The 23,516-nt window shown below is 62.2% G+C and carries 19 protein-coding genes; 17 read left to right on the top strand and 2 right to left on the bottom strand.

The genetic code is table 11. From position 1 onward, the window contains the following. Positions 1-112 precede the first annotated feature (112 nt). The 7 genes from AB4N43_RS05865 to AB4N43_RS05835 all read left to right on the top strand — a co-directional run bounded on the left by AB4N43_RS05865 (position 113) and on the right by AB4N43_RS05835 (position 5,693). Positions 113-529, top strand: a complete 417-nt coding sequence (locus AB4N43_RS05865; protein ID WP_059181138.1) for a DoxX family protein — start codon at positions 113-115, stop codon at positions 527-529. Further along, positions 522-1,115, top strand: coding sequence for an antibiotic biosynthesis monooxygenase (locus AB4N43_RS05860; RefSeq protein ID WP_410921891.1), 594 nt, complete (start codon positions 522-524; stop codon positions 1,113-1,115). Before AB4N43_RS05865 ends, AB4N43_RS05860 begins: the two co-directional genes overlap by 8 nt. Beyond that, the gene (locus AB4N43_RS05855; RefSeq protein ID WP_059181136.1) at positions 1,112-2,950 is read left to right on the top strand and encodes an amidohydrolase; all 1,839 of its coding nucleotides are present in this window, start codon (positions 1,112-1,114) and stop codon (positions 2,948-2,950) included. The genes AB4N43_RS05860 and AB4N43_RS05855 overlap by 4 nt, the downstream gene beginning before the upstream one ends. Before the next feature lie 69 nt (positions 2,951-3,019). Beyond that, positions 3,020-3,646 (top strand): isochorismate family cysteine hydrolase YcaC, encoded by a 627-nt coding sequence (gene ycaC, locus AB4N43_RS05850; RefSeq protein WP_027921406.1) that lies wholly within the window; start codon positions 3,020-3,022, stop codon positions 3,644-3,646. 203 nt (positions 3,647-3,849) lie between these two features. Further along, a complete protein-coding gene (locus AB4N43_RS05845) occupies positions 3,850-4,746 on the top strand; it encodes a LysR family transcriptional regulator (protein WP_460153492.1) in 897 nt (298 codons plus the stop codon). A 182-nt stretch (positions 4,747-4,928) separates the two neighbouring features. Beyond that, entirely contained in the window at positions 4,929-5,060 is a 132-nt protein-coding gene (locus AB4N43_RS05840) for a hypothetical protein (protein WP_460153490.1), read from the top strand. A gap of 141 nt (positions 5,061-5,201) precedes the next feature. Next, positions 5,202-5,693 (top strand): hypothetical protein, encoded by a 492-nt coding sequence (locus AB4N43_RS05835; RefSeq protein WP_194939971.1) that lies wholly within the window; start codon positions 5,202-5,204, stop codon positions 5,691-5,693. 165 nt (positions 5,694-5,858) lie between these two features. Here AB4N43_RS05835 and AB4N43_RS05830 read toward each other — a convergent pair whose 3' ends face one another. Then, the gene (locus AB4N43_RS05830) at positions 5,859-7,046 is read right to left on the bottom strand and encodes a type II secretion system F family protein (protein ID WP_027921403.1); all 1,188 of its coding nucleotides are present in this window, start codon (positions 7,044-7,046) and stop codon (positions 5,859-5,861) included. A 12-nt stretch (positions 7,047-7,058) separates the two neighbouring features. Continuing rightward, a complete protein-coding gene (gspG, locus tag AB4N43_RS05825; RefSeq protein WP_059181132.1) occupies positions 7,059-7,493 on the bottom strand; it encodes a type II secretion system major pseudopilin GspG in 435 nt (144 codons plus the stop codon). A gap of 195 nt (positions 7,494-7,688) precedes the next feature. On the opposite strand from gspG, the gene AB4N43_RS05820 reads away from it, so the two are divergent. From AB4N43_RS05820 to AB4N43_RS05775, 10 genes are all read left to right on the top strand, one after another. Beyond that, positions 7,689-8,297, top strand: coding sequence for a lytic transglycosylase domain-containing protein (locus AB4N43_RS05820; RefSeq protein ID WP_027921401.1), 609 nt, complete (start codon positions 7,689-7,691; stop codon positions 8,295-8,297). Positions 8,298-8,502: 205 nt separating this feature from the next. Next, entirely contained in the window at positions 8,503-14,325 is a 5,823-nt protein-coding gene (mnxG, locus tag AB4N43_RS05815) for a manganese-oxidizing multicopper oxidase MnxG (protein WP_027921400.1), read from the top strand. Between the two features lie 94 nt (positions 14,326-14,419). Further along, positions 14,420-16,372, top strand: coding sequence for a cytochrome D1 domain-containing protein (locus tag AB4N43_RS05810; RefSeq protein WP_460153486.1), 1,953 nt, complete (start codon positions 14,420-14,422; stop codon positions 16,370-16,372). A gap of 13 nt (positions 16,373-16,385) precedes the next feature. Beyond that, complete coding sequence (locus AB4N43_RS05805) at positions 16,386-17,042, top strand: SCO family protein (protein ID WP_027921398.1); 657 nt, start codon at positions 16,386-16,388, stop codon at positions 17,040-17,042. Then, positions 17,039-17,659: an SCO family protein gene (locus AB4N43_RS05800; protein ID WP_027921397.1), complete on the top strand. Its 621-nt coding sequence runs from the start codon at positions 17,039-17,041 to the stop codon at positions 17,657-17,659. The genes AB4N43_RS05805 and AB4N43_RS05800 overlap by 4 nt, the downstream gene beginning before the upstream one ends. 7 nt (positions 17,660-17,666) lie before the next feature. Continuing rightward, the gene (locus tag AB4N43_RS05795) at positions 17,667-19,217 is read left to right on the top strand and encodes a cytochrome c/ABC transporter substrate-binding protein (RefSeq protein WP_460153484.1); all 1,551 of its coding nucleotides are present in this window, start codon (positions 17,667-17,669) and stop codon (positions 19,215-19,217) included. 13 nt (positions 19,218-19,230) lie between these two features. Beyond that, positions 19,231-20,187 carry a peptidylprolyl isomerase gene (locus AB4N43_RS05790; RefSeq protein WP_194939712.1) on the top strand — a complete coding sequence of 319 codons (957 nt, stop codon included), beginning with the start codon at positions 19,231-19,233 and terminating at the stop codon, positions 20,185-20,187. A 218-nt stretch (positions 20,188-20,405) separates the two neighbouring features. Continuing rightward, the gene (locus AB4N43_RS05785) at positions 20,406-20,939 is read left to right on the top strand and encodes a response regulator (protein WP_059181129.1); all 534 of its coding nucleotides are present in this window, start codon (positions 20,406-20,408) and stop codon (positions 20,937-20,939) included. A gap of 85 nt (positions 20,940-21,024) precedes the next feature. Then, on the top strand, positions 21,025-22,731 hold the full coding sequence (locus tag AB4N43_RS05780) for a GspE/PulE family protein (protein WP_027921393.1): 1,707 nt from the start codon (positions 21,025-21,027) through the stop codon (positions 22,729-22,731). Beyond that, complete coding sequence (locus AB4N43_RS05775) at positions 22,712-23,515, top strand: hypothetical protein (protein WP_027921392.1); 804 nt, start codon at positions 22,712-22,714, stop codon at positions 23,513-23,515. Before AB4N43_RS05780 ends, AB4N43_RS05775 begins: the two co-directional genes overlap by 20 nt. Position 23,516: the final 1 nt, after the last annotated feature.

Below are 23,516 nucleotides of genomic sequence, written 5' to 3'. Positions count from 1 at the left end.
CTCTTCCACAAAAAGAGCACACCCATCCAATTTTTCCCGTCCCCACACCGGCACTATCGAAAAACGTCCCGGCGCATCATTGCCGGTGGTTTTTCATTTGTGCAGGTAGCCCATGAACACGTCGCTACGGGATGAACGGGTCCAGGACTGGGGACTGCTGTTTCTGCGGGGCAGCGCCAGTCTGTTCCTGCTGTGGGTGCACGGCTTGCCGAAGCTGCTTGACTACAGCGCTCAACTGCACGTCATCGAAGACCCTTTCCACCTTGGCGCCAACCTGACACTGATGCTGGCGATTTTTGCCGAGGTGCTGTGCCCGTTGCTGATCATTGTCGGACTGTTGGTGCGTTTGGCGTGCCTGCCGATCTTGTGTGTGTTGCTGGTGGCGATGGTGGTGGTGCATCCGCAATGGAGCCTCGAGCAAGGGCAATTCGGCTGGTTGTTGTTGATCTTGTTCACCAGCATTTTCATCGCCGGGCCTGGTCGGCTGGCGCTCAATGTCCGATTCACCGGAGCGTTGCGTTATGCCTGAAGCCAAACCTTTTGAAGAAGTCGTGACCCTGATCATCAAGCACCGGGTCAAGTCGGGTTTTGAAGTGCCTTACGAAGCCTGGCTGCGCAACATTGTCAGCATCGCCGGGCAGCAGGAAGGGCACTTGGGCGTGGACGTGATGCGCGGCAAAAACGCCGGGCTCGACATGTACACCTGCGTGCTGCGCTTTTGCACCACCGAGGCGATGCAGCACTGGCTCGATTCGCCGCAACGCCTGGAACTGGTCCGCGAAGCGACGCCGATGCTCGCCGACGGCGACCAGACCGAGGTCAACCCGGTCAATGAATTCTGGTTCGCGCCCCAGGCCGACGCCGCGTCGCCACCGCCGCCACGCTGGAAGCAGGCCGTGGTGACCTTGCTGGTGATTCTGCCGCACACCTTGCTGGTGCCGCTGATCTGGGGACCGCTGCTGCAACTCAACGCGGTTCTCTCCAATTACGTCGTAGCGACGTTTCTGATCACGCTCACCATCGTGCTGTCGGTGGTGTACCTGTTCATGCCCATGGCGACCCGATTATTCGCGCCCTGGTTATCTCCTTCCCCTCAGCCCAAGGAAACGCGATGAACGCCGATCTGATTCTGTTCAATGGCCAATTTCATACCGTTGACCGTGAAAACCCGCTCGCCAGTGCCGTGGCGATCAGCGACGGCCGCTTTGTCGCGGTCGGCACCGATGCCGAGGCCATGGCCCTGCGCGGTTCGGGCACGCAGGTCATCGATCTCAAGGGCCGCTGCGTCATCCCCGGCCTCAACGACTCGCACCTGCACCTGATCCGTGGCGGCCTCAATTACAACCTCGAACTGCGTTGGGAAGGGGTGCCGTCGCTGGCCGATGCCTTGCGCATGCTCAAGGATCAGGCCGACCGCACACCAACGCCGCAATGGGTGCGCGTGGTCGGTGGCTGGAACGAATTCCAGTTCGCCGAAAAGCGCATGCCGACCCTCGAAGAACTCAACCAGGCAGCACCGGACACCCCTGTATTCGTCCTGCACCTGTACGACCGTGCCTTGCTCAACCGTGCCGCGTTGCGCGTGGCCGGCTACACCCGCAATACGCCGAACCCACCGGGTGGCGAGATCGTGCGCGATAGCAACGGCGAGCCGACCGGCATGCTGGTCGCGCGGCCCAACGCGATGATTTTGTACTCGACGCTGGCCAAGGGGCCGAAGTTGCCGCTGGAGTACCAGGTCAACTCGACCCGCCAGTTCATGCGCGAACTCAATCGTCTCGGTCTCACCAGCGCGATCGATGCCGGCGGTGGTTTCCAGAATTACCCGGACGATTATCAGGTGATCGAGCAGTTGGCCAAGGACCAGCAATTGACCATCCGTATCGCCTACAACCTGTTCACCCAGAAGCCCAAAGAAGAACTCACCGACTTCAAGAACTGGACCAGCAGTGTGACCCTGCACCAGGGCGACGATTACCTTCGGCATAACGGCGCCGGGGAAATGCTGGTGTTCTCGGCGGCGGATTTCGAAGACTTCCTCGAACCGCGTCCGGACCTGCCGCAAACCATGGAAGACGAACTCGAGCCGGTCGTGCGCCACTTGGTGGAGCAGCGTTGGCCGTTCCGTTTGCACGCCACCTACAACGAATCGATCAGCCGCATGCTCGACGTGTTCGAGAAGGTCAACCGCGACATTCCGTTCAACGGTTTGCCGTGGTTTTTCGACCACGCTGAAACCATCACCCCGCAGAACATCGAGCGGGTGAGGGCGCTGGGCGGGGGTATCGCGATTCAGGACCGCATGGCGTTTCAGGGCGAATATTTTGTCGAGCGTTACGGCGCCAAAGCTGCCGAAGCGACGCCGCCGATCAAGCGCATGCTGGCCGAAGGCGTACCGGTCGGCGCCGGCACCGATGCCACGCGAGTGTCCAGCTACAACCCCTGGACTTCGTTGTACTGGATGGTCAGCGGCCGGACAGTGGGAGGGCTTGAGCTGCATGCCGAAGGCCTGTCCCGGCAGACCGCGCTGGAACTGTTCACCCACGGCAGCGCCTGGTTCTCTTCCGAGCAGGGCAAGAAAGGCATGATCAAGGTCGGTCAATTGGCGGACGTGGCGGCATTGAGTGCGGACTTTTTCAGCGTCGACGAAGAAGCGATCAAGTGGATCGAGTCGGTGTTGACCGTGGTTGGCGGCAAGGTGGTGTACGGCGCCGGTGACTTCGAAAAACTCGGGCCGGCCAGCGTACCGGTGCTGCCGGACTGGTCGCCGGTGGTCAAGGTCCCGGGCCACTGGCGTCCGACCTCGCCGATGCAGGCGCAGGTTCACCATTGCAGCGGGCCGTGCGGCGTGCATGCCCACAGCCATGAAAAAGCGCGCTTGTCGACTGCGCCGGTCAGCGATTTTGCCGGTTTCTGGGGCGCCTTTGGCTGCTCGTGCTTCGCGTTCTGACGATCACAACAAAGCGCCGATGGACTGTGTCGGCGCCCGACGTAATACCCATCCACCGAGGAGTTTCACATGAGCAACGTTCCGTACAAACGCCTGAACAAGGATGATGCCGTGGTCTTGCTGGTCGACCACCAGACCGGTCTGATCTCGCTGGTTCAGGATTTCTCGCCCAACGAATTCAAGAACAACGTCCTGGCCCTCGCGGACCTGGCCAAGTTCTTCAAACTGCCGACCATCCTCACCACCAGTTTCGAAAACGGCCCGAACGGCCCGATGGTGCCGGAACTCAAGGAGCTGTTCCCGGACGCGCCGTACATCCCGCGTCCAGGCCAGATCAACGCCTGGGACAACGAAGACTTCGTCAAAGCCGTCAAAGCCACGGGCCGCAAGCAGTTGATCATTGCCGGTGTGGTGACGGACGTTTGCGTGACGTTCCCTACGCTGTCGGCGCTGGCAGAAGGGTTTGAAGTGTTTGTCGTCACCGACGCCTCGGGGACCTTCAACGAAACCGTGCAACAAGCGGCATGGGCGCGTATGACGGCGGCGGGTGCACAACTGGTCAACTGGTTCTCGGTGGCCTGTGAGCTGCAAGGTGACTGGCGCAACGACATGGAAGGCCTGGCGAATCTGCTGTCGCCGCGCATTCCGAACTATCGCAATTTGATGAACAGCTATTCGGCGCTGACGTCGAAGTAAGTCCAGCCCCAATGAAAAGTGCCCGCCAATGCGCGGGCATTTTTTTGCCTGACGAATGCGCTTTTTGTAGCAACCGCCGAGCCTAGTCCGACTCCTGTAGCCACTGCTCGTCAGCTGCTACGCGAATTGGGTGTGTAATTGTTGGGGTGTCGATACCCTGAAAAACGGCTATAAAGTGTTCGACTGTCAATCAGGCTGTGACAATGAACCCGTTCGAAGATATGCGTATTTTTTGCCAGGTCATGGACTCCGGCAGCTTCACCGCGGCGGCAGATCAATTGGGGTTGTCCAAGCAATTCGTCAGCCGGCGTTTGATGCAACTCGAAGAGCGCCTGGGCGTGCGCTTGCTCAATCGCTCGACCCGGCGGCTGGACGTCACCCCACTGGGGCAGAGTTATTACGAGTCGGCCTTGCGCCTGCTCGGTGAAGTCGAGCAAGTGGAGCAGGGCATCGCCGGGCAAACCACCGAGCCACGGGGCACGATTCGCATCAGCGCACCCTTGTCGTTTGCATTGGCGCATTTGGGCAGCCTGCTGCCGCTGTTCTTGCAGCGTTATCGCGACGTCACCGTGGAAGTGGACCTGAGTGATCGCCCGGTAGACTTGCTCAGCGAGGGGTATGACCTGGCGTTGCGTATCGGCATTCTTGAAGACTCAACGCTGATCGCCCGACGCATCGCCTCGATCCAGCGTGTGTACTGCGCCAGCCCGACGTACCTGGCCGAACGTGGCACGCCGCTTAAACCCGAAGACCTGCACGGCCATGACTGCCTGCCGTACGGCCACGGTCGTCAGGTGCAATGGCGGTTTGAAGGGCAGGGCAAACCGCTCACCGTCAATGTCACGGGCCGGATGCGGGTCAATAACGGCGAGTTGCTCAAGGACGCGGCGATTTCCGGGATGGGGATTACCTATTTGCCGACATTTATCGTCGGTGCAGCCTTGAAGGACGGCAGGCTGGTGCCGGTGCTGGAGGCGTTTCAGCCTGAGCCGCTGAGGTTGTCGGCGGTCTATCCGCAACACCGCCAGAGCTCGCGCCCGGTGCAGGCGCTGATCGAGTTTTTGCGTGAACAGCTGGATCAGACTGAAGACGAACTCTAATCCTCACACAGTTCCCCCTGTAGGAGTGAGCCTGCTCGCGATGACGGAGTGTCAGACGACATCAATGTTGAATGACAAATGGCTATCGTCGGAACGCTGCCCGGAGCAGGCTCGCTCCTACAGTTGGTTTGTGGATGACCTGGGCTTAATGGTGATCAGGTCCTTTTGTCATCGCCGTTGACATGAACACCACGGTCATCACCGACTTCGCCGTTGGCATGGACGCCACGGTCATCACCGACTTCACCATTGGCGTGGACGCCATGGTCATCGCCGATTTCGCCGGCGCGATGAACACCATTTTGGTTGTGTGACACTTCGCCGGAGCGATGAACGCCATTTTGGTTGTGGGACACTTCACCGGAGCGATGAACGCCGTTTTGGTGGTGGGACACTTCACCGGAGCGATGAACGCCGTTTTGGTTGTGGGACACTTCACCGGAACGATGAACACCATGGTCATCGCCTACTTCGCCGTTGGCATGAACGCCATGATCGTCGCCAGGTTCGGCGTGCGTGCCATTGCGACCGGAGTTGGAGGAGGCTGTGTTGCCGGCATTACCAGGGCCGTGGTCGCTGCCGCTGTGACTGCTGCCGCTATTGCCGCCGCTGCCACTGTTGCCGCCACTGCCGCTTCCACCGTGACCGCCGCTGTTGCCGCCGCCACCGTTTCCACCGCCGCCATTGCCTCCGCCGCCACCGCCATTACCGCCGCCACCGCCGCCATTGCCGCCGCCACCGCCGCCACCATTGCCGCCGCCACCACCACCATTGCCACCGCCGCCATGACCTCCGCCATTGCCGCCACCGCCACCGCCACCGCCGCCGCCGCCACCCCCTCCGCCGCCGCCACCATCCTTGGCCTGAGCAGTCGACATACTGGACAGACTGTCCGGTATCAATACGGTGGACGCCGACAAGACCGCGCCAATAGCTACTGCCAGTAAAAGCTTGTTGATGTGCATGTCGTTCTCCGTCTTATTCAGGGTTGGAACGTTGATGAACAATGCAACGTGCTGCTCGATTCAATAGGTGAACACCACACCTTCCGAATTTATTCAGCTGAATCGCCGAAAAAAACGCAACGTAGCGCTATGCCTCATTCCAGAGCCTTAGTGAATGCTTGAGGCAAGCTCGAAGATCGGCATGTACATCAGGATCACGATGACCCCGATCAACAACCCGATGAACGTCATGAGCAGCGGTTCGAACAACCTGACAAACCATTCGAGCCAGCGACTGATTTCTTCGTCGTAGAAGTCGGCGCTGCGTTCCATCATTTGCCCGAGGTTGCCGGACTGTTCGCCGGCGCGCAGCAAGCGCAGGGACACCGGGGTCACGAGGTGATTGAGCTCCAGCGCGGCCGACAGCGATTGGCCCTCGCGCACCCGTTCGCAGGCTTCGTCCAGGCGTGTGCGCGAAGCCACGGTGAGCAAACCGCGCACCATGCCCATGGCGGTGACGAGGGGAATGCCGCCCTGCAACAGAATCCCCAGCGAGCGATAGAAACGCGCCAGTTCGTACATGAAGATGCGTTGGTGGATGGCCGGGAGTTTTTCGATCAGGCGGTCCACGCCCCGACGAAAGGCCGGTTGGCGCTGGAGGAAGGCGAGGGCGACGATGATCGCCAGCAACCCGCCGAAGAATTCGCCCTGATGCGCATGGAGGAACATGCCGCTGGTCATCAACACTTGCGACAGCCACGGCAGGTTCGACCCCAGGCCTTCAAACACCAGGCTGAAACGCGGCACTACGTAACCCATCAAAAACAACACCACGCCACCGCCCACCACCAGCAACAGCATGGGGTAGATCGACGCGCTGACGATTTTTTGCCGAACCTCGTCCATGCGCTGGCGATAGCTGACATAGCGGCCCAGGGCTTCGCCCACGGCGCCGGTCTTCTCGCTGGACTGCACCAGCGCCACATACAACGGCGGGAATATGGCCGACAACTGACCCAGTGCCTGGGAGAACGATTTGCCCTCGTACAGCAAGCGCACCAACTCACTCAAGGTTTTGCGGGCCTGTGGCGCGCTTTCTTTTTCGGCCAGGCTTTCCAGTGCATCGATCAGCGGCAGGCCTGCATTGAGTAGGGTGGTCAGTTCCTGGCTGAACAACACCAGGTTGAAGGTCTCTCGCTGTTGCAGACGCAAGGCGCGCCAGTGCCGTTCGGCATGCAGGCTGACCACCCGCAACCCCTGGTCTTCGACGATGCGCCGAGCCTCGCTGTGACCGGGGGCCTCGACCGTCATCGAGACCACGCCGGCCTTGCCCACGGCTTTGAGATGAAAGCGCATGGTCTTCCCCCGTCATTGCCAACTGGTGACTTCGGCGTTTTCGCCTTCGCCACCGGGCTGCCCGTCCTTGCCCATGGACAGCAGATCGTACTCACCGTTTTCGCCGGGATAGCGGTAGGTGTAGTTACGGCCCCACGGGTCCTGCGGCAATTTTTTCTGCAAGTAAGGTCCGGTCCAGTGGGTTTCATCGCTCGGCGCAGTGACCAGCGCCTGCAAGCCCTGCTCGGTCGACGGGTAGTGCCCGACCTCCAGGCGATACAAATCCAGCGCCTTGCCCAGGCCTTCGATTTGCGCCTTGGCGACCTTGACTTCGGAACGGCCCAGTTGGGCGAAATACTTCGGCGCGACGATGCCGGCCAACAGCCCCAGCACCACCAGCACCACCAGCAGTTCGAGCAGGGTGAACCCGCGTTGCGTACGCGGGGCACAGCACAGACGTTGATTCATGATGACCTCACACAGTCGGCAGAAGGGTCGCGATAAAGGCTTATGCAATTGCCATGCAAAGCCCCTGGCAACCTTCTGAACCTCCCGTGCTACGGCCTTTCACGCTTACGGCACAGTGCTTGCGTATGGCTGATTAACGATCGGCCAGTGGGGCATTACCCCCAATTTTCGGGGCCGGCCAGGGGAGGTAGAACAATGAAAACACTCACCACTGGATTGCTCGGATGCCTGCTATTGACCAGCGTCGCACAGGCCGATGTCTTCGTTTCCGTGGACGCCAAGGGCAGCTACGTTTTGTCCAACGTTCACCGCCCCGGCCGCACCTATGAACGGGTTATTCACGAGCCCACCGCAGCGGTCGTCAGCCTCGACCAGCAACCGCAGATGATCGCCGCGCAACCCTACGCCGAGCTGGTCTCGGCCGCTGCCAAGGCCAATGAAGTTCCGGAGGCGCTGTTACACGCGGTCATTCGCGCCGAGTCCCGCTACAACGCCGACGCAACGTCCGCCAAAGGCGCTGGCGGATTGATGCAGTTGATGCCCGACACCGCGCGGGAGATGGGGGTCAAGGATGTCTACGATCCGAAGGCCAACATCCAGGGCGGCGCCAAATACCTCAAGCGTCTGCTGACCCTGTTCGACAACGACATTGCCCTCGCGGTAGCGGCCTACAACGCCGGCCCGCAAGCGGTGCTCAGCCGTGGCGGGGCGATCCCGCCGTTCGCCGAAACCCAGCGCTACGTGCCGGATGTCCTGCGCCAATACCGGCGTTTGCAGGGCCTGGCCGTGGACGCGCCGTTGTAGTCGAAACCCCGTGCCGGCTTGCCCCAATAGTGGGGAATGATGGCCCCGGCAGAAAAGTGGGGAATTAGTGGGGAATATCCCCCGAGTTATTAAGTCGTCAACTTAACTGACTGAAAAACAACACAATTATTTTTGGCATGGCGATTGCTCCAGTGCACTTGTCGAGAATTGTTCCTTGTGAGCACCCAATGCGAGGTCCGTGATCATGTCCGGCATACCCCACGCTCATTACCTGATTAATCTGCTGTTGTTTTTCGCGCCCTTGTTTGGCATCGAGATGGCCGAGGCGGCCGCCCGTTGCGAACGCAATCTGGTGGCGAACGTCGTGGCGCTGGATCAGCCGCTGATGTTCAACCGCCTCGGCGCGCAGAACGCCAACGGCATGATGTTCGCCCTGCGCCGCGACGTGGTCGACGACCACAACATGCCCCTCGCCCAAGGGGGCGCAGCGGTGCCGGGCAAAGTTTCGTTGCGGCCCGACAAGCGTCCGCGTCCACTGGTGCTGCGTGTAGCGGCGGGTGATTGCCTGACGATCAATCTGCAGAATTTGCTGGCGTATCAGGCCAACCCCGGCAAGCACGAAGAGACCGACGTCGAGGGCGCAGAAGGGGGAGCAACCGGTAATGCCGATCAGTTCAAGGTCGATGAGCAAGTCACTGACCGTCATGTCGGCTTCCAGGTCAACGGCCTGCAAGCGGTCAACAGCATTGACGACATCGCGTCCTTCACCGGGCGCAATGCCAACACGCTGATTCCGCCCGGTGCCACGCGGTCCTACACCCTGTACGCCGAGCGTGAGGGCGCGTTTGCCGCCAGCAGCCGTGGCGCCACATTTGGGGGTGAAGGTGATGCGGGCAACGTCGCCAACGGCCTGTTCGGTGAAGTGGTGGTGGTGCCCAAAGGTGGCCGTACCTATCGCAACACCGTGACCGAAGAAGAGATGCGCCTGGCCAGCACCGGCCGCACCCCGGCCGGTCAGCCGATTGTCGATTACCAGGCGCGCTACCCGCAGCGCGAACCGTGGATCCGTGAAGGCAAGGCCGGCACCCCGATCATCAGCATGGTCGATGGCAGTGAAATCATCTCCAGCGAGAGCGACGCGATCGTCATGGGCAGTAACGCCGATGGCAGCTTCCCGCCCGCGACTTATCCGCTGGAAGCTATCGGCAAACGCAACCCGGCGCTGCCTAACCGGCTGGAGCCGTTCCGCGATTTCGCCTCGCAGTTCCAGGATGAAGTGGCTGCGACTCAGGCGTTCCCGGCGTATTGGGCTGACCCGGTGATGGCCCATGTGCTGGAGCCGACCCGCGACGCGTTCATGATCAACTACGGTTCCGGCGGCATGGGCGCCGAGGTGGTGGCCAACCGACTGGGTGTCGGGCCAATGCACGATTGCCTGTCCTGCGCCTATGAAGAATTTTTCCTCAGTTCCCACACCGTGGGGGACGTGGCAATGCTGGTGGATGTACCGGCCAACGTCGGCCTGGAAAACATTCGTCCGGGCGAAACGCCACGCGCCGATCAGGTCGGGGTCAAGGCGACCATGGCGCTGTATCCCTCCGAGCCGGCCAACGTCAACCACAGCTACATCGGTGACTTCGTCAAATTCCGCAACACCCACAACGGCCACGAGCAACACATCTTCCACTTGCACGGGCACCAATGGCTGTTCAACCCCAACGACGATAACTCCGACTACGTCGATGCCCAGGGCATCGGTCCGGGCGCCGGCTACACCTATGAAATCGCCAATGGGGGTTCGGGCAACCGCAACCGCGTGGCCGGCGATGCGATCTATCACTGCCACTTCTATCCGCACTTTGCCCAAGGCATGTGGAGCATGTGGCGGGTACACGATGTGTTCGAGGAAGGCACCAGACTCGAAGTCTCCCAACAGGGCAACGACGGTTATCACAGCGAACCTTACGCGTTGCGCAGCGGTAAACCGGCGGCGGGCGCACGGGCCTTGCCGGATGGCGAGATCATTGCCGGCACGCCGATTCCTGCGGTCGTGCCGCTGCCGGGCAAAGCCATGGCGCCGATGCCGGGCAAAGTCGCGGTCGTCCCGAAGATCAGCGAAACCCTGGTGGCCGGTCATGACGATGACGACGAGGAGGGCGATGACGACGGCGAACATCACGGCGGTAGCGGTGGTGCCCAAGCCATCGGTTCCCTGGCCCTGGTGGATCGCAGTGAAGCCAACCGCAACGCTGACGGCAGCCTGAAAAACCCGGGCTATCCGTTCTGGATCGGTGGCATGGAAAGCTCGGTCGGCCAACGTCCACCAACTCCGCCGCTGGACATGCTCGACGCCGCCAAGGCGCAATCCCTGAAAACCAGTGGCAATGCCTTGTGGGCCAACCTCGATCCGGCGCAGTCCGGTGGCTGGGATGGCGGTCTGGGGCGGCATTCACTGGACGGGTTCTCATCGGGTGGTCAGGCGCACACCGTCACCACGTCGCTGGATTTCTCCAAGGAAGTGACCCGCGCCAAACCGATTTATATGCCCGAAGAGGGCACTGAAGTGGAACAGGCGGCCATGGCGTTCCACGCCCAAAAGGACCACCCGAGCTTCGCCGTGCTGCCGGGCAATCAAGTGGTGGCGCGCAACTTCCGCACCAACGGCGCGTTGCCGATGGCGGGTGCGCCGTATTACGAACCGTGCATGGATGATCGGCAAAAACGCCTGACCGCCAGCGCCGGCACCGGCGAGTTCAACAGCGGCGAACGGGTCGACGGGTTGTCGTTTACCGGTTCCTCGACCTTCACCGCCGACCGTCCGCGCATCTATAAGGCTGCGAACATCCAGTTCGACGCGGTGTACAACAAGGTCGGCTACCACTTCCCGCAAGCGCGCATCCTGGCGCTGTGGGAAGACGCCTGGCCGGTGATCACCAAACAGCGTCCGCCAGAACCGCTGGTGATGCGCATGAACACCTTCGACTGCGTGCAGTACCAGCAAACCAACCTGGTGCCGGCCATCTACGAGATGGATGACTATCAGGTGCGCACGCCGACCGACGTGATCGGTCAGCACATCCACCTGCCGAAATGGGACCTGACCGCCGCCGACGGCTCGGCCAACGGCTGGAACTATGAAGACGGCGTGCTTTCCCCGGGTGCCGTGCAAGAGCGCATCCACGCAATTCGTCTGTTCAACCAATGCGAAGGCACCGACCCGCGTGACGGCACACCGACTTGCCCGGTAGCCAAGCAGCATCCGTTCTTTGGTCAATATGGCCGGGCCGATTGGGTGGGCGCGCGCACAGCGATGCAGCGCTGGTTCGTCGATCCGGTGGTCAACAGCAAAGGCGTCGACCGTGGCCTGGGGACCATTTTCACCCACGACCACCTGGGCCCATCGACGCACCAACAGATCGGTCTGTACGCCACCGTGCTGGCAGAGCCGGCCGGTTCCACCTGGTTCCACGCCGAAACCGGCGAGCCGTTGTACAGCGGCGCGCGGCAGGACGGCGGGCCGACCTCGTGGCAGGCCGTGATTTCTACCGGTGACCTGGACGGCGACGGCAAGAACGACAGCTTCCGTGAGTTCTTCCTCGAATACAGCGACTTCCAGCACGCCTATGAAGCCGGTGTGTACGTGGGCGCCGGGCCGAATGGCGTGCCGGATGCGCAATCCTTCCCGGCCACCGCCGACAGCTTCCGTTATGCGATCAACCCGCCGGTGCGCAAGGAAGCCGCGACCCTGCTTGAACAGGTGGTTGAAGCCCGCGGCGGGCTGTCGCCGGGCTGCCCGAGCCGGCCTTGCCCGCAAGCCATCTCGGTGGATGACCCTGGCATGTTCGTGGTCAATTACCGCAACGAACCGCTGGCCCTGCGGGTGTACGACCCGAACAAGGTCGGCCCGGACGGCAAGCGCGGCATGCAGGCCGACGGCCTCGGTGGCGACCTGGCGTACGCCATGCAAAGCCGCACTGACCGGGCGATCCCGGCGATGAACCTGGCGCCCAACCTGGTCACTGCCGCCACCGGCCCCACCGGCGGCACCACGCTGTTCCCGCCACACATCAACAAGGGTGGCGCGGAGCCGGGGGACCCGTTCACGCCGATGCTGCGCACCTACACCGGTGACAACGTGCGGCTGCGGGTGCATGCCGGCGGTCATGAAGAGGAGCACAACGTGACCCTGCACGGCGTGAAGTGGCTGCAAAGCGGTTCCGGTTTCGGCAACAGCTCCAACTCCGGCTGGCGCTCGTCGCAAATGATCGGGATCTCCGAGCAGATGGGCTTCATCGCGCCGGTCTCGATGTTGTCCAGTTCAGCGGCGATCACCGGGGATTACCTGTACTCGATGGACGCATCCCTGGAAGGTTACTGGAGCGGAATCTGGGGGGTGATGCGCAACTACACCGCGCAACGCAACGACCTGTTTGCGCTGCCGAACAACCCGAAACCGGCGGGCATGCGCAACACCGTGGCCTTCGATGGCGCCTGCCCACGGTATGGCGCCAACCCGAACGGCATCGGCACCCGGCCGACCGTGCAACGCAACTATGAAGTGGTCGCGGCGCTGGCCAACGACATCCTCGGCAATCCGCTTAACCTGTCCATGGCGGACCCGGCGGGCCTCGGCCAGCATGTCGGCGGCCCGTTGAATCCGGCGGGCGGTACGCTGGTGTACAACTCCCGCGCGGTGAGCATTCCACAGGTCACGGTAAACGATCCCCAGGATGGGACGACCTTCACCATCGGCGGGCAAAGCGGCCCGCTGCATGACCCGACCGCGATTCTGTACGTGCGCAAATCCGACCTCGACCCGGTCACTGGCAAGCTGAAACCCGGTGTGCCTGTCGAACCGCTGGTGCTGCGCGCAGCGGCCGGTGACTGCATCAACATCACCCTGGAAAACCGTTTGCCGAGCGTGATGCCGGACCTGGCCCAGACCGCTTCGGTGATGGGCATGGTCAAGCGTGACCGCAACGGTGGCGAAGGTTCGACCACCTTCAGCAACAACCTGATGCGGCCGTCCAGCACGGTGGGCTTGCACGCTCAACTGCTGGCGTACGACATCACCAAATCCGACGGTACCAACGTCGGCACCAACCCGATCCAGACCGTACCGCCACGTGTGGGCAACAGCGGTGCATACCCGACGCGTACTTATCAGTACTACGCCGGACACCTGGAGCGTGAAGGCAAGCCGATTACCCAACTGGGCCGCAGCGTCGACAACATCAACGCCACGGCGGTGGAGTTCGGCGGGCTGAATTTCACCCCGGCGGACGTGATCAAGCAGCCACAAAAAGGCCTCGGTGGCGCGATGAGCATCCTGCCGATCGGTGCCACCTGGGTTGAGGACGCGCGCAAGGTCAATGCGACAGTCACCGCGCCAGGGCAAACCACCTACCGCGACTTTGCGATGGTCTGGCAGAAGGCGCTCAACATGCGCTGGGCCAATGGCCGGCCGGTGGAAGGCATTGCCTCGGAAGCGGGTGTGCCGACCGATCCGCAGGACAACTCGAGCATGGCCATCAACTATAAAACCGAACCGATGTGGTACCGCTTCGGCCTGCCGCCGGACGCGCCGTTCGGTCACGCCGATGGCAACGGTTACGGCGACGTGCCCAACGCGCACATGGCCTACAGCAACGCGCTGGTGGGGGGCGATCCACAGACACCGGTGCTGTATGCCAAACCGGGGCAACCGTTCCGCACCCACATCCTGATGCCTACCGGTGGCAGCCGTGGTTCGACGTTCCAGCTGGACGGTCACGTCTGGTCGGTCAACCCGTTCCAGTCGGAGAAGAGCGACACCGGCGGTTACCCGATGATGACGCCGGGCGTGGGTTCGGTGCGGTTCGGCTACAACCCGATGTCGATGTACATCGGCGCCCACGAAAGCATCCTGCCGGCCGCGCACTTCAGCTTCATGCACCCGAGCGCCGGGGGCAGCAATGCGATACCGGGCGACTACCTGTTCCGTGACTACGCCGGCTACGGCAATACCGCCGGGCTGTGGGGGTTACTGCGGGTGACCAACGAACCTGAACCGGCACCGGCGCCGTAGACCGAGGGGATGGGAACGACATCAACCCTGTGGGAGCAAGCGCGCTCCCACAGGGGCTCGGTGGGGCAGTAATTGATCTGAAGGGGAGAGAGGGATGAACAGGACCATCAGAATCGCCAGTGGTGCGCTGGTTTTAGGCGTCGCGCTGATTAGCCTTGGCGTGTGGCGCACCGTGCCGCCGAGCATGCTCAGCGAAGTCGCCTTGCCCAACACCTGGAGCGGCCAGAGTCTCTCCCGTGACGGGGTGTCGGTGGCGCTTGAGGTCAAGCCTTTGGCCAAGGACGGTGTACTGCGCGAAGGCGAGTTTGCCGACGTGCAGTTCCGGGTCAAGGACAGCACTTCGGGCCAGCCATTGTCTGGCGTCAACCCTGGCGCCTGGCTCGACCCCGAAACCGTTGCCGCCGACCAGGCCCAGGGCCGCGAGCAAAGCTGCAAATCCCGGGTCGGGGTGTTCCTCAAATCGAGCATTGGCGCGCGGCCGCTGCTGGATCTGAACAGCTACTTCCTGCTGGTGATGAACCGCGATGCCAGTGTTTCAGTGGTCGATCCGTCAGTGTCGGTGGGCGGCATCACCAGCACCATGGCCCGGATCGATCTAAAACAACCGCCGATGGATTGGGTCACCCCGAAGGACAACAAACGGGTGTTTTTGTCGATGCCAACGGCGGGGGAAGTGGCGGTGATCGACAGCGAACAATTCAAATTGCTGGCGTCGGTGAGCGCCGGCAGCAACCCGGTGCGCGTGGCCCTGCAACCGGATGAGCGTCTGTTGTGGGTCGGCAACAACGCGTCGACCGCCGACGAGTCCGGCGTCACGGTCATCGACACCCGCAGCCTCAAGCCCCTCAAACACCTGGCCACCGGGGCCGGGCATCACGAAATCGCCTTCAGCAAGGACAGCCGCTTTGCCTTCGTCACCAACCGCGACGACGGCACCTTGACCATCATCGACATCGCCAGCCTGACCGTCAGCAAGCAACTCAAGACCGGCTCGCACCCACTGTCAGTGGCGTACTCGCCGCTGTCCCAGGCGGTGTACGTCGCCGATGGCCAGGACGGCACCGTGACCGTGGTCGACAGCGCCAGCCTGGCGGTGCGCCGGGTGATCAAGGCGAAGCAGGGCTTGGGGCCGATGGGCTTCAGTGCTGACGGTCGCTTCGGCATTGTGCTCAACACCCTGGAGAACCAGGCCTCGGTGATCGACGCCGCCACCGATTCGCTGATCCATGAACTGGACGTGTCGGCCGAGCCCTATCAAGTGGTGTTCACCAAGGCCTATGCCTATGTCCGCGGTCTGGCGTCGGCCAAGGTCACGATGATCAACCTGTCGTCGCTGGGCCAGGGCCGTACGCCGATCAGCCAGGGTTTCGAAGCGGGGCCGCAAGCACCACGGCTGGCCGGTGATCTGCCGCTGGCGTCGAGCCTGGCGGTGTCGCGGGACGACAACGCGGTGTTCGTGGTCAACCCGGTGGACAACACCACTTACTTCTACGCCGAAGGCATGAACGCGCCGATGTCCGGGTACCCCAATCGCGGGCAAGTGGCGCGGGCGGCGATGGTCATCGACCGCAGTTTGCGCGAGGTCGAACCGGGGCTGTACAGCGCGCGGATCAAGTTGCCGTCGGCCGGGCGTTTCGACGTGGCGTTCCTGCTCAATCAACCGAACATCATTCATTGCTTCACCGCGTTGGTTGAGCCGGACCCAGCCATCGCGCAACACCCCGGCGTGCCCCAAGTGGAATTCATGCTCGACAAGTCCACGGCCACCCTCGGCAGTCCTTATGTGGTGCGCTTTCGCATCGTCCAGGGCCAGCAGCAGACCCGGCGCAGCGGGGTCAAGGATGTTCAGGTGCGCTACTTCCGTGCGCCGACGTCACGGGTGCAGGAAGTCGCGGCCCTCGACGTGGGCAACGGTATCTATGAAGCCCCGGTGACCCTGGACCAGAACGGCGCGTGGTACTTGCACGTTCGTGCGGCGTCGCTGGGTGCGAATTTCGACGACAAGACCTTTGCCAGCGTCCGGGTTCTGCCCGGCACTGCGAACTGAAGAGGACACCGACATGAACCGTATCGCACACCGGGGATGGCTGACGTTCTGCCTGTTGGCGGCCGGTATCGGTCAGGCCCTGGCGCATTCGGCGGACGAGCACGCCGGGCACGACATGCCAGCCAAACCCGCCACGTCCGAAAGCGCACAGGTCAAGTTCGCCGACGTGGCACTCGTGGACCAGAACGGCAAATCAGTGCGCCTGGAAAAGGACCTGATCAGCAACAAAATCGTGGTCATGAGCTTCATCTACACCAGTTGCACCACGGTCTGCCCGGTGGTGTCCTCGATCATGGGCAAGGTGCAAAAACAACTCGGTGCTCGGGTCGGTGGCGAGGTGCAACTGGTGTCGATCAGCGTCGACCCGCAGCGCGACGATGCCAAACGCCTGAACGACTACGCCCGCAATTTCCAGAACGGTCCGGGCTGGAGCTGGCTCACCGGCAGTTCGCAGTCGATCACTGAAACCCTCAAGGGCCTGGGCTCGTTCAGTGGCGACTTCAAGAACCATCAGCCATTGATCCTCGTCGGCGATGGCAACAGCCGTCACTGGACGCGCTACTACGGCTTCACCGACCCGGCCGTCCTGACCCGTGAAGTCGAGAAGATCAGCGGCCAGCGCAATGCCCACGCCAAACACACCGCCATTGCGATGGAGCAACAGCCATGAGAGCGCTCGCCCTGATCCTCTTCACGATGTGCTTTTGCATTGTCAGCTTGATGGCGTTTGCCCACGAAGGGCACCAAGAACCCGCGCCGGCGGTGGCCGGCGCGCAACCGGCGACCGGCACGCACGATGCGAAAACCTGGTTCACCGACACGCCGTTGCAGGATCAGAACGGCGAAACCCTGCGCTTCTACAGTGACGCGCTGCAAAACCGCGTGGTGCTGCTGAACGTGATTTTCACCCGCTGCAACGATGCCTGTCCGCTGATCACCCGCAAGCTCAAGGAAGTACGTGAGTTACTGGGCGACAAGGCCGATGGCATCACCTTTATCTCCCTTACCAGTGATCCGCTGCGCGACACGCCGGCGGTACTCAAGGCTTACACCTTGAAACAGGGCGTCGATGGGCCCCACTGGTTTTTTCTTACCGGTGACAAGGCACAAATGGACCTTGTCCTGAGTCGTATCGGCCAGATCGTGCCGACCCCCGAACAGCATTCCACGCAGTTGATCGTCGGTGACGTGGCGAACAAGCGCTGGAGCAAAATCCGTCCCGATGCCCCGGCCGCCGCCATTGCTCAGCGCTTGCAGTTGCTGACCATGCCCGTGGCCGGTCGTTGAGCGCGCCATGAAAACGTCCCTGGTCCTCGGCCTGCTACTGCTCGGCGGCATGCATTGCACCGCCCACGCGTCAGCGCTCACCCCCAGCGAAAGTGCGGGCAAACGCCTGTACCGCGAGGGGCTGTCCGAGAGCGGTGAGCCGGTCATGGCCCGGGTTGGCGCGGCCGACATGATCTTGCCGGCCAGCAGCTTGCCGTGCGCCAACTGCCATGGCGCCGACGGTCAGGGGCGCCCGGAAGGCGGGGTGCGCCCGCCGGACATCAGTTGGTCGCGGCTCTCCAGCCGTTATGGCCAGGAGCAAGTCAACGGCCGTGACTATCCGGCCTACACCGAGGGCGCGTTGGCCCGAGCCATTGCCGAAGGTCGCGATTCGGCCAACAACCGACTCGATCCGGCGATGCCGCGGTTCGTGCTGTCGATGAAGGACCAGCGCAACCTCACGGCCTACCTCAAGCGTGTGGCCGATGACCGCGACCCCGGTTTGACCGCCGACAGTCTGCACCTGGGCACCTTGTTGCCCAGTCAGGGGCCGCTGGCCGATGAGGGCGCCACGGTGGCGGCGGTGCTCAAGGGCAGCGTGGAACGCATAAATCAGGCGGGCGGCATTCATGGTCGACAAGTGAATTTGACCATCCTCGACCCTGGCCCGGACCGCGCCAGTGCCGAGCGGGCACTGGAGCAACTGATCGAACAGGAACAAGTGTTTGCCCTGATCTCACCGCTGGCGCCGGCGCTGGATGTGGACCTGGCGGCGCGCCTGGAACAGGCCGGGATTCCGTTGATCGGGCCGCTCTCGTTACAAGGCATGGCGCAGGCCAGTCGGCAAATCTTTGAACCGTTGCCGGGGCTGCGCGAACAGTTGATCGCCCTGGCCGACTACGGTACCGCCAATTTGCGTGTGCTCAAGGGGCCGACGCTGATTACCTTTCCGGACGAACCGAGCCAGCGGCAGGCGGCGCAGGACCTCGGCCAATACTTGCAGGATCACGGCTGGCAAGAAGTGCGGTTGCAAGCCTACGACGAGGCACAAGACGAACTCCCGCTGGGCTCGCGCTCAGTGTTTTACCTGGGCAGTGGCAGAGGCTTCAGTCGTCTGGCCGAGCGTTTGCAAAAAGCGGGGCAGGTGCCTTACCTGTTCGCGGCCTCGAATCAGGTGGCCGGTGACGTGTTGCAAATGCCCAGCGGGTTTTCCCGACGATTGTTTTTGGCCTACCCGTTCGTGCCCAGCGACTGGACGCTGGCCGGGCGCCTGGCGCTGACGCAATTGCGCGAAAATCAGGGATTGGGCGGTCAGCACGCGGTGCTGCAAGTGGGTGCCTACAGCTCAATGCTGCTGCTGAGCGAAGGCATGAAGCAGGCCGGACGCGACGCCAGCCGCGAGAAGCTCATCAGTGCCCTGGAGGGCTTGCATGATTTCGAGACCGGGTTGACCCCGTTGATCAACTTTGGCCCTGGCCGCCGTCTGGGCTTGAACGGTGCTCACGTCGTTACGGTGGACTTGCCCGACCAGCGCTTCTTTGTGGTTGCACCCTACAAACCCATTGCTGCCATGCCCTGACCGGAGGCCGATCATGAAACTCAACATTGCGCTGATGCTGCTGACACTGTGGGTCCCGGTCGCCTGGTGCAACAACGGCCCGGCCGCCGCGCGGGTCAATGGCGAGGAGATTTCCGAGTTTCGCCTGGAGCGCTATTTCGCCGAATTCCTCGAGGATCAGGGCAGGGCGGTGGGCAACATTCGCAGCCCCAAGGCTTATAAGCAGCTGCGGCAGAAAGCGCTGGACGCCTTGATCGACAAGGAGCTGTTGTGGCAAGAAGCCCTCAAGCGCGGCGTGGTGATCAGCGATGCCGACGTGCAACGCCAGGTTGACCAGACCCGACAAGCCATCGGCGGCCCCGAGGTGTTTGCCCGCCGGCTCCAGGACGCCGGTTTTGATGAAGCCAGTTTCACTGAATACACCCGCCGTGAACTGGCGGCCCAGCAAGTCTTTGCCGAACTCGTCCAGGCAGGGGGATCACCGGATGAAAAACAGGTCCGGGCGTTTTACGAAGAACACCGCGCCGACATGAGCCGGCCCGAAGAAATCCAGGCCCGGCACATCCTGGTCAAAGTGCCGCAAGGCGCCGATGCCGCCACAGTTGAAGCAGCGCGGCTACGCTTAGTAGAGATGCGCACGAAAATCAGCCAGGGCGAGGACTTTGCCAGTGTCGCCAAGGCCGGCTCCGAAGATGCCTCGGCCAGCGAAGGCGGGGACCTGGGCTATTTTCCTCGTGGGCGCATGCTGCCCGAGTTCGAAGCAGCGGCCTTCGCCCTGACGCCGGGGGCCGTCAGCGAACCGGTGCGCACGTCGTTGGGCTGGCATTTGATTTATCTCCAGAACCACTTGGAGGCAACCGATGTCTCAGAAACGCAGGGGCTTGAAATGGTCAGGGCTTACCTTGCCCGACAGCAACAGGCTCAAGCACGCCTGCAAGTCCTGGCGCAGCTTCGATCAAACAATCGAATCGAACGGATTGACGATGATTGAAGCTTCACCCCCAAATGTGGGGAAAGCTTCAGTGCAAATCCGGGCGCTTCCCCGTCTTTGGGGGACGGGGTTTGCGAGCGAAAAGGTTTTGTCATGGAAATCAACGCGATGTGTCGACCAAAAAGCGGCACTCAGTCTGGCATGAAGTGTGCGTTAGCCTAATTAAGGCGCGTACTCCCAGGCACGGATATCGGACCTGCGGTTTCAAGGAGTCCACCTTGTTGAACAAAATACTGGTTGTTGAAGACGAACAGCTGCTTGCACAAAACCTCCGGGATTATCTGGTGGCGCAAGGGCTGGATGTCCTGGTAGCGAACGACGGTGCGAAGGCCATCGGCGAAGCCGAAAAATTTGCACCCGATGTGATGGTGTTCGATTACCGCTTGCCCGATATGGAAGGCTTTGAGGTGCTCGATGCTGTCCGCCAGAACAGGAAGTGTCATTTTGTGCTGATTACCGGGCACCCCACCGCTGAAGTCTGTGAGCGGGCCCGGCAACTGGGAGTCAGCCATATCCTGTTCAAACCGTTTCCATTGGCGGAACTGGCCCGAGCAGTCTGTGACCTTTTAGGGATGGAGCGCGAACCCAAAACGGGCGTGAGCACCTCCGAAGGATTCGTCGAACGACGCCAGAGCAGGACCGAGAGTTTCCCGCTGCAGTTGTACGACGGGAGTTGGGTGCTTGCAGATCGCCGACGAAGTACATCGGCCTCCATGGCGCCAGACGACGAACAACTGCTCACCGGGGAGTAATTGGCGCGACCAGACGTTCCGGCACCCGCCGCGATGACTCGCCGCGCCGACAGGGCTCAAAGCCCCGGGCGTTGGAGAGCATGCCATGGACCGTCTATCCCTTGCCGTCGAACCGGCGTTGCTGGACTGCGTACCGTCTCGTTTTTCCAGTGAGCAACTGGCCCAGGCCCGGGCTCGAGCCACCAGTACCGGCGAACGGGTACTGGAAGCCCTCGGGGTGTTGTGCGAACTGGCTCCGATGCCCTTCATCCAGTGCCTCGGCACCACCCTGCATTATCCGGTGCTCGACACCGACAGCCTGTTCAAGGCCATCCCGGTATTTGACCGGGTCACCCTGGCCCAATGCCTCAAGCGCGAATTCATCCTGCTGCGTCACGAAGACGCGGTCATTGGCGTGTTTGCCGACCCCTTCGATACCTCGCGCCTGGCCTGGATCGACGACTGCCTGCACGGTGCGCCGCTGTACCTGGTGCATGCCGACGACCTGAAAGCCTACCTGGCGCGTCACGAGGAAAGCTTCCACGCGGTGGAATCGCTCAATGCCCAATCCGACACCGGCGTTGAAGTCGACAACCTGCAAAGCCTGTCCCTGACCAGCATCAGCGAAGACGCCAGCGTCGTCGTCAAACTGGTCAACTCGACCCTCTACGATGCCTTGAAAATGCACGCCAGTGACATCCACCTGGGCACCACCGGCAGCGGTCTGGTGATCAAGTACCGGATCGATGGCGTGCTCAACAACATCAGCAAAATCCAGGGCAGCGAGTTCGCCGAGCAGGTGATCTCCCGAGTCAAAGTCATGGCCGAACTGGACATCGGCGAAAAACGCGTGCCCCAGGACGGTCGCTTCAAGATCGGCATCAGCGGCCGGCAGATCGACTTCCGGGTGTCGATCATGCCGAGCATTTTCGGCGAAGACGCGGTGCTGCGGGTCCTCGACAAACAGGACCTGGCCGACAAAGTCAGTGGCGTGCAATTGCAGGCCCTGGGTTTTGAAGAGGAAACCCTGCGCCAACTGCGGCGCCTGGCCGCCGAACCCTACGGCATGGTGCTGGTGACCGGTCCGACCGGCAGCGGCAAAACCACCACGCTGTACGCGATGATCACCGAGATCAACCACGGCGTGGACAAGATCATCACCATCGAAGACCCGGTGGAATATCAACTGCCGGGCGTGCTGCAAATCCCGGTCAATGAAAAGAAAGGCCTGACCTTCGCCCGGGGTTTGCGCTCGATCCTGCGCCATGACCCGGACAAGATCATGGTCGGTGAAATCCGCGACCCGGACACCGCGCAAATCGCCGTGCAATCGGCACTCACCGGTCACCTGGTGTTCACCACCATCCACGCCAACAACGTGTTCGACGTGATCGGCCGTTTCACCCAGATGGAAATCGACCCCTACAGCCTGGTGTCGGCCCTCAACGCGGTGTTGGCGCAGCGGCTGATCCGCCTGGTCTGCGCCAGTTGCAGCGCGCCGGTCACCCCCACCGACGACGAATTGCTTGCCTCGGGCCTCGATCCCAAAGACGTCGGCCACTACCACTTTGTGCATGGCAAGGGCTGCGGCCACTGCCGGGGCACCGGGTATCGCGGGCGCAGTGCGATCGCCGAGCTGCTGCACCTGGACGACGAGCTGCGGCAAATGATTGTCGAGCGCCAACCCATTTCGAAGATCAAGGCCCACGCCTGTAAACGTGGCTTGCGGCTGTTGCGCGAGTCGGCCCTGGAACTGGTGCAACAGGGGCGTACCACGCTCGAGGAGATCAATCGTGTCACTTTTGTCTCGTGATCGGTATATCGCCGTGCTTGGCGCCAGCGGTGTCGGCCTCGGCCAACGCCGCGGCAGCGACACCCTGTGGCTGGGCAGCGTCGGCTTCATCGACGAAGGCTTCCACGCCTGGGCCGTCGCCCTCGAAACCCTCGACCGTTTGCTCGGCGAACACACGCAGGCCGGTGCGGAACTTTGCGTGGTGATCTCCGGGCACTTCAGCCGTTTCTGCCTGGTGCCCTGGAGCGAAGAAATCAGCAGCCCCGACGAACTGCTCGGCTTCGCTCAACTGTGCTTCGAAGACCTTTATGGCGTACCAACGCAGCCCTGGAGCATGGTGCTGTCGGCTGAGCCGGCGGGTTACGACCGGATCGCCACTGCACTGCCGCAAGACTTGCTGACGCGCCTGCGCAGTCTGGTCAGCGGTCGCGGCATGCGCCTGCGTTCGGTGCAGCCGTACCTGATGGCCGCGTTCAACCACTTCGACAAGAGCTTTGAGGGCGGCGACTTTCTGTTCGTCGTCGCCGAGCCGGTGCGCAGCGTGCTGCTGCTGGCACGGGAAGGGAAGTGGGCGGCGGTGCGTTCGGTGGGCAGCAGTGACAGCGATGCCGCACTGACCGCACTGATCGGACGTGAAAGCCAATTGCAGGCCTCCACCAGCGAACGGCCGCTCAGCGTCTACCTGCACGCACCGGCGCGCATCGACTCGCATCCCGACGTGCCGGGCGTGCAGTTGCGCACCCTTGAAGAAGACCAGACAGCCGTACGCGACAGTTTGTACGTGATGTCTCGGGCGGTGGCCTGAC

The organism is Pseudomonas sp. S2_B07 (assembly GCF_054668435.1).
The sequence above is the reverse complement of the archived record's forward strand: the minus strand, read 5'-3'. Positions and strand labels throughout refer to the sequence as shown.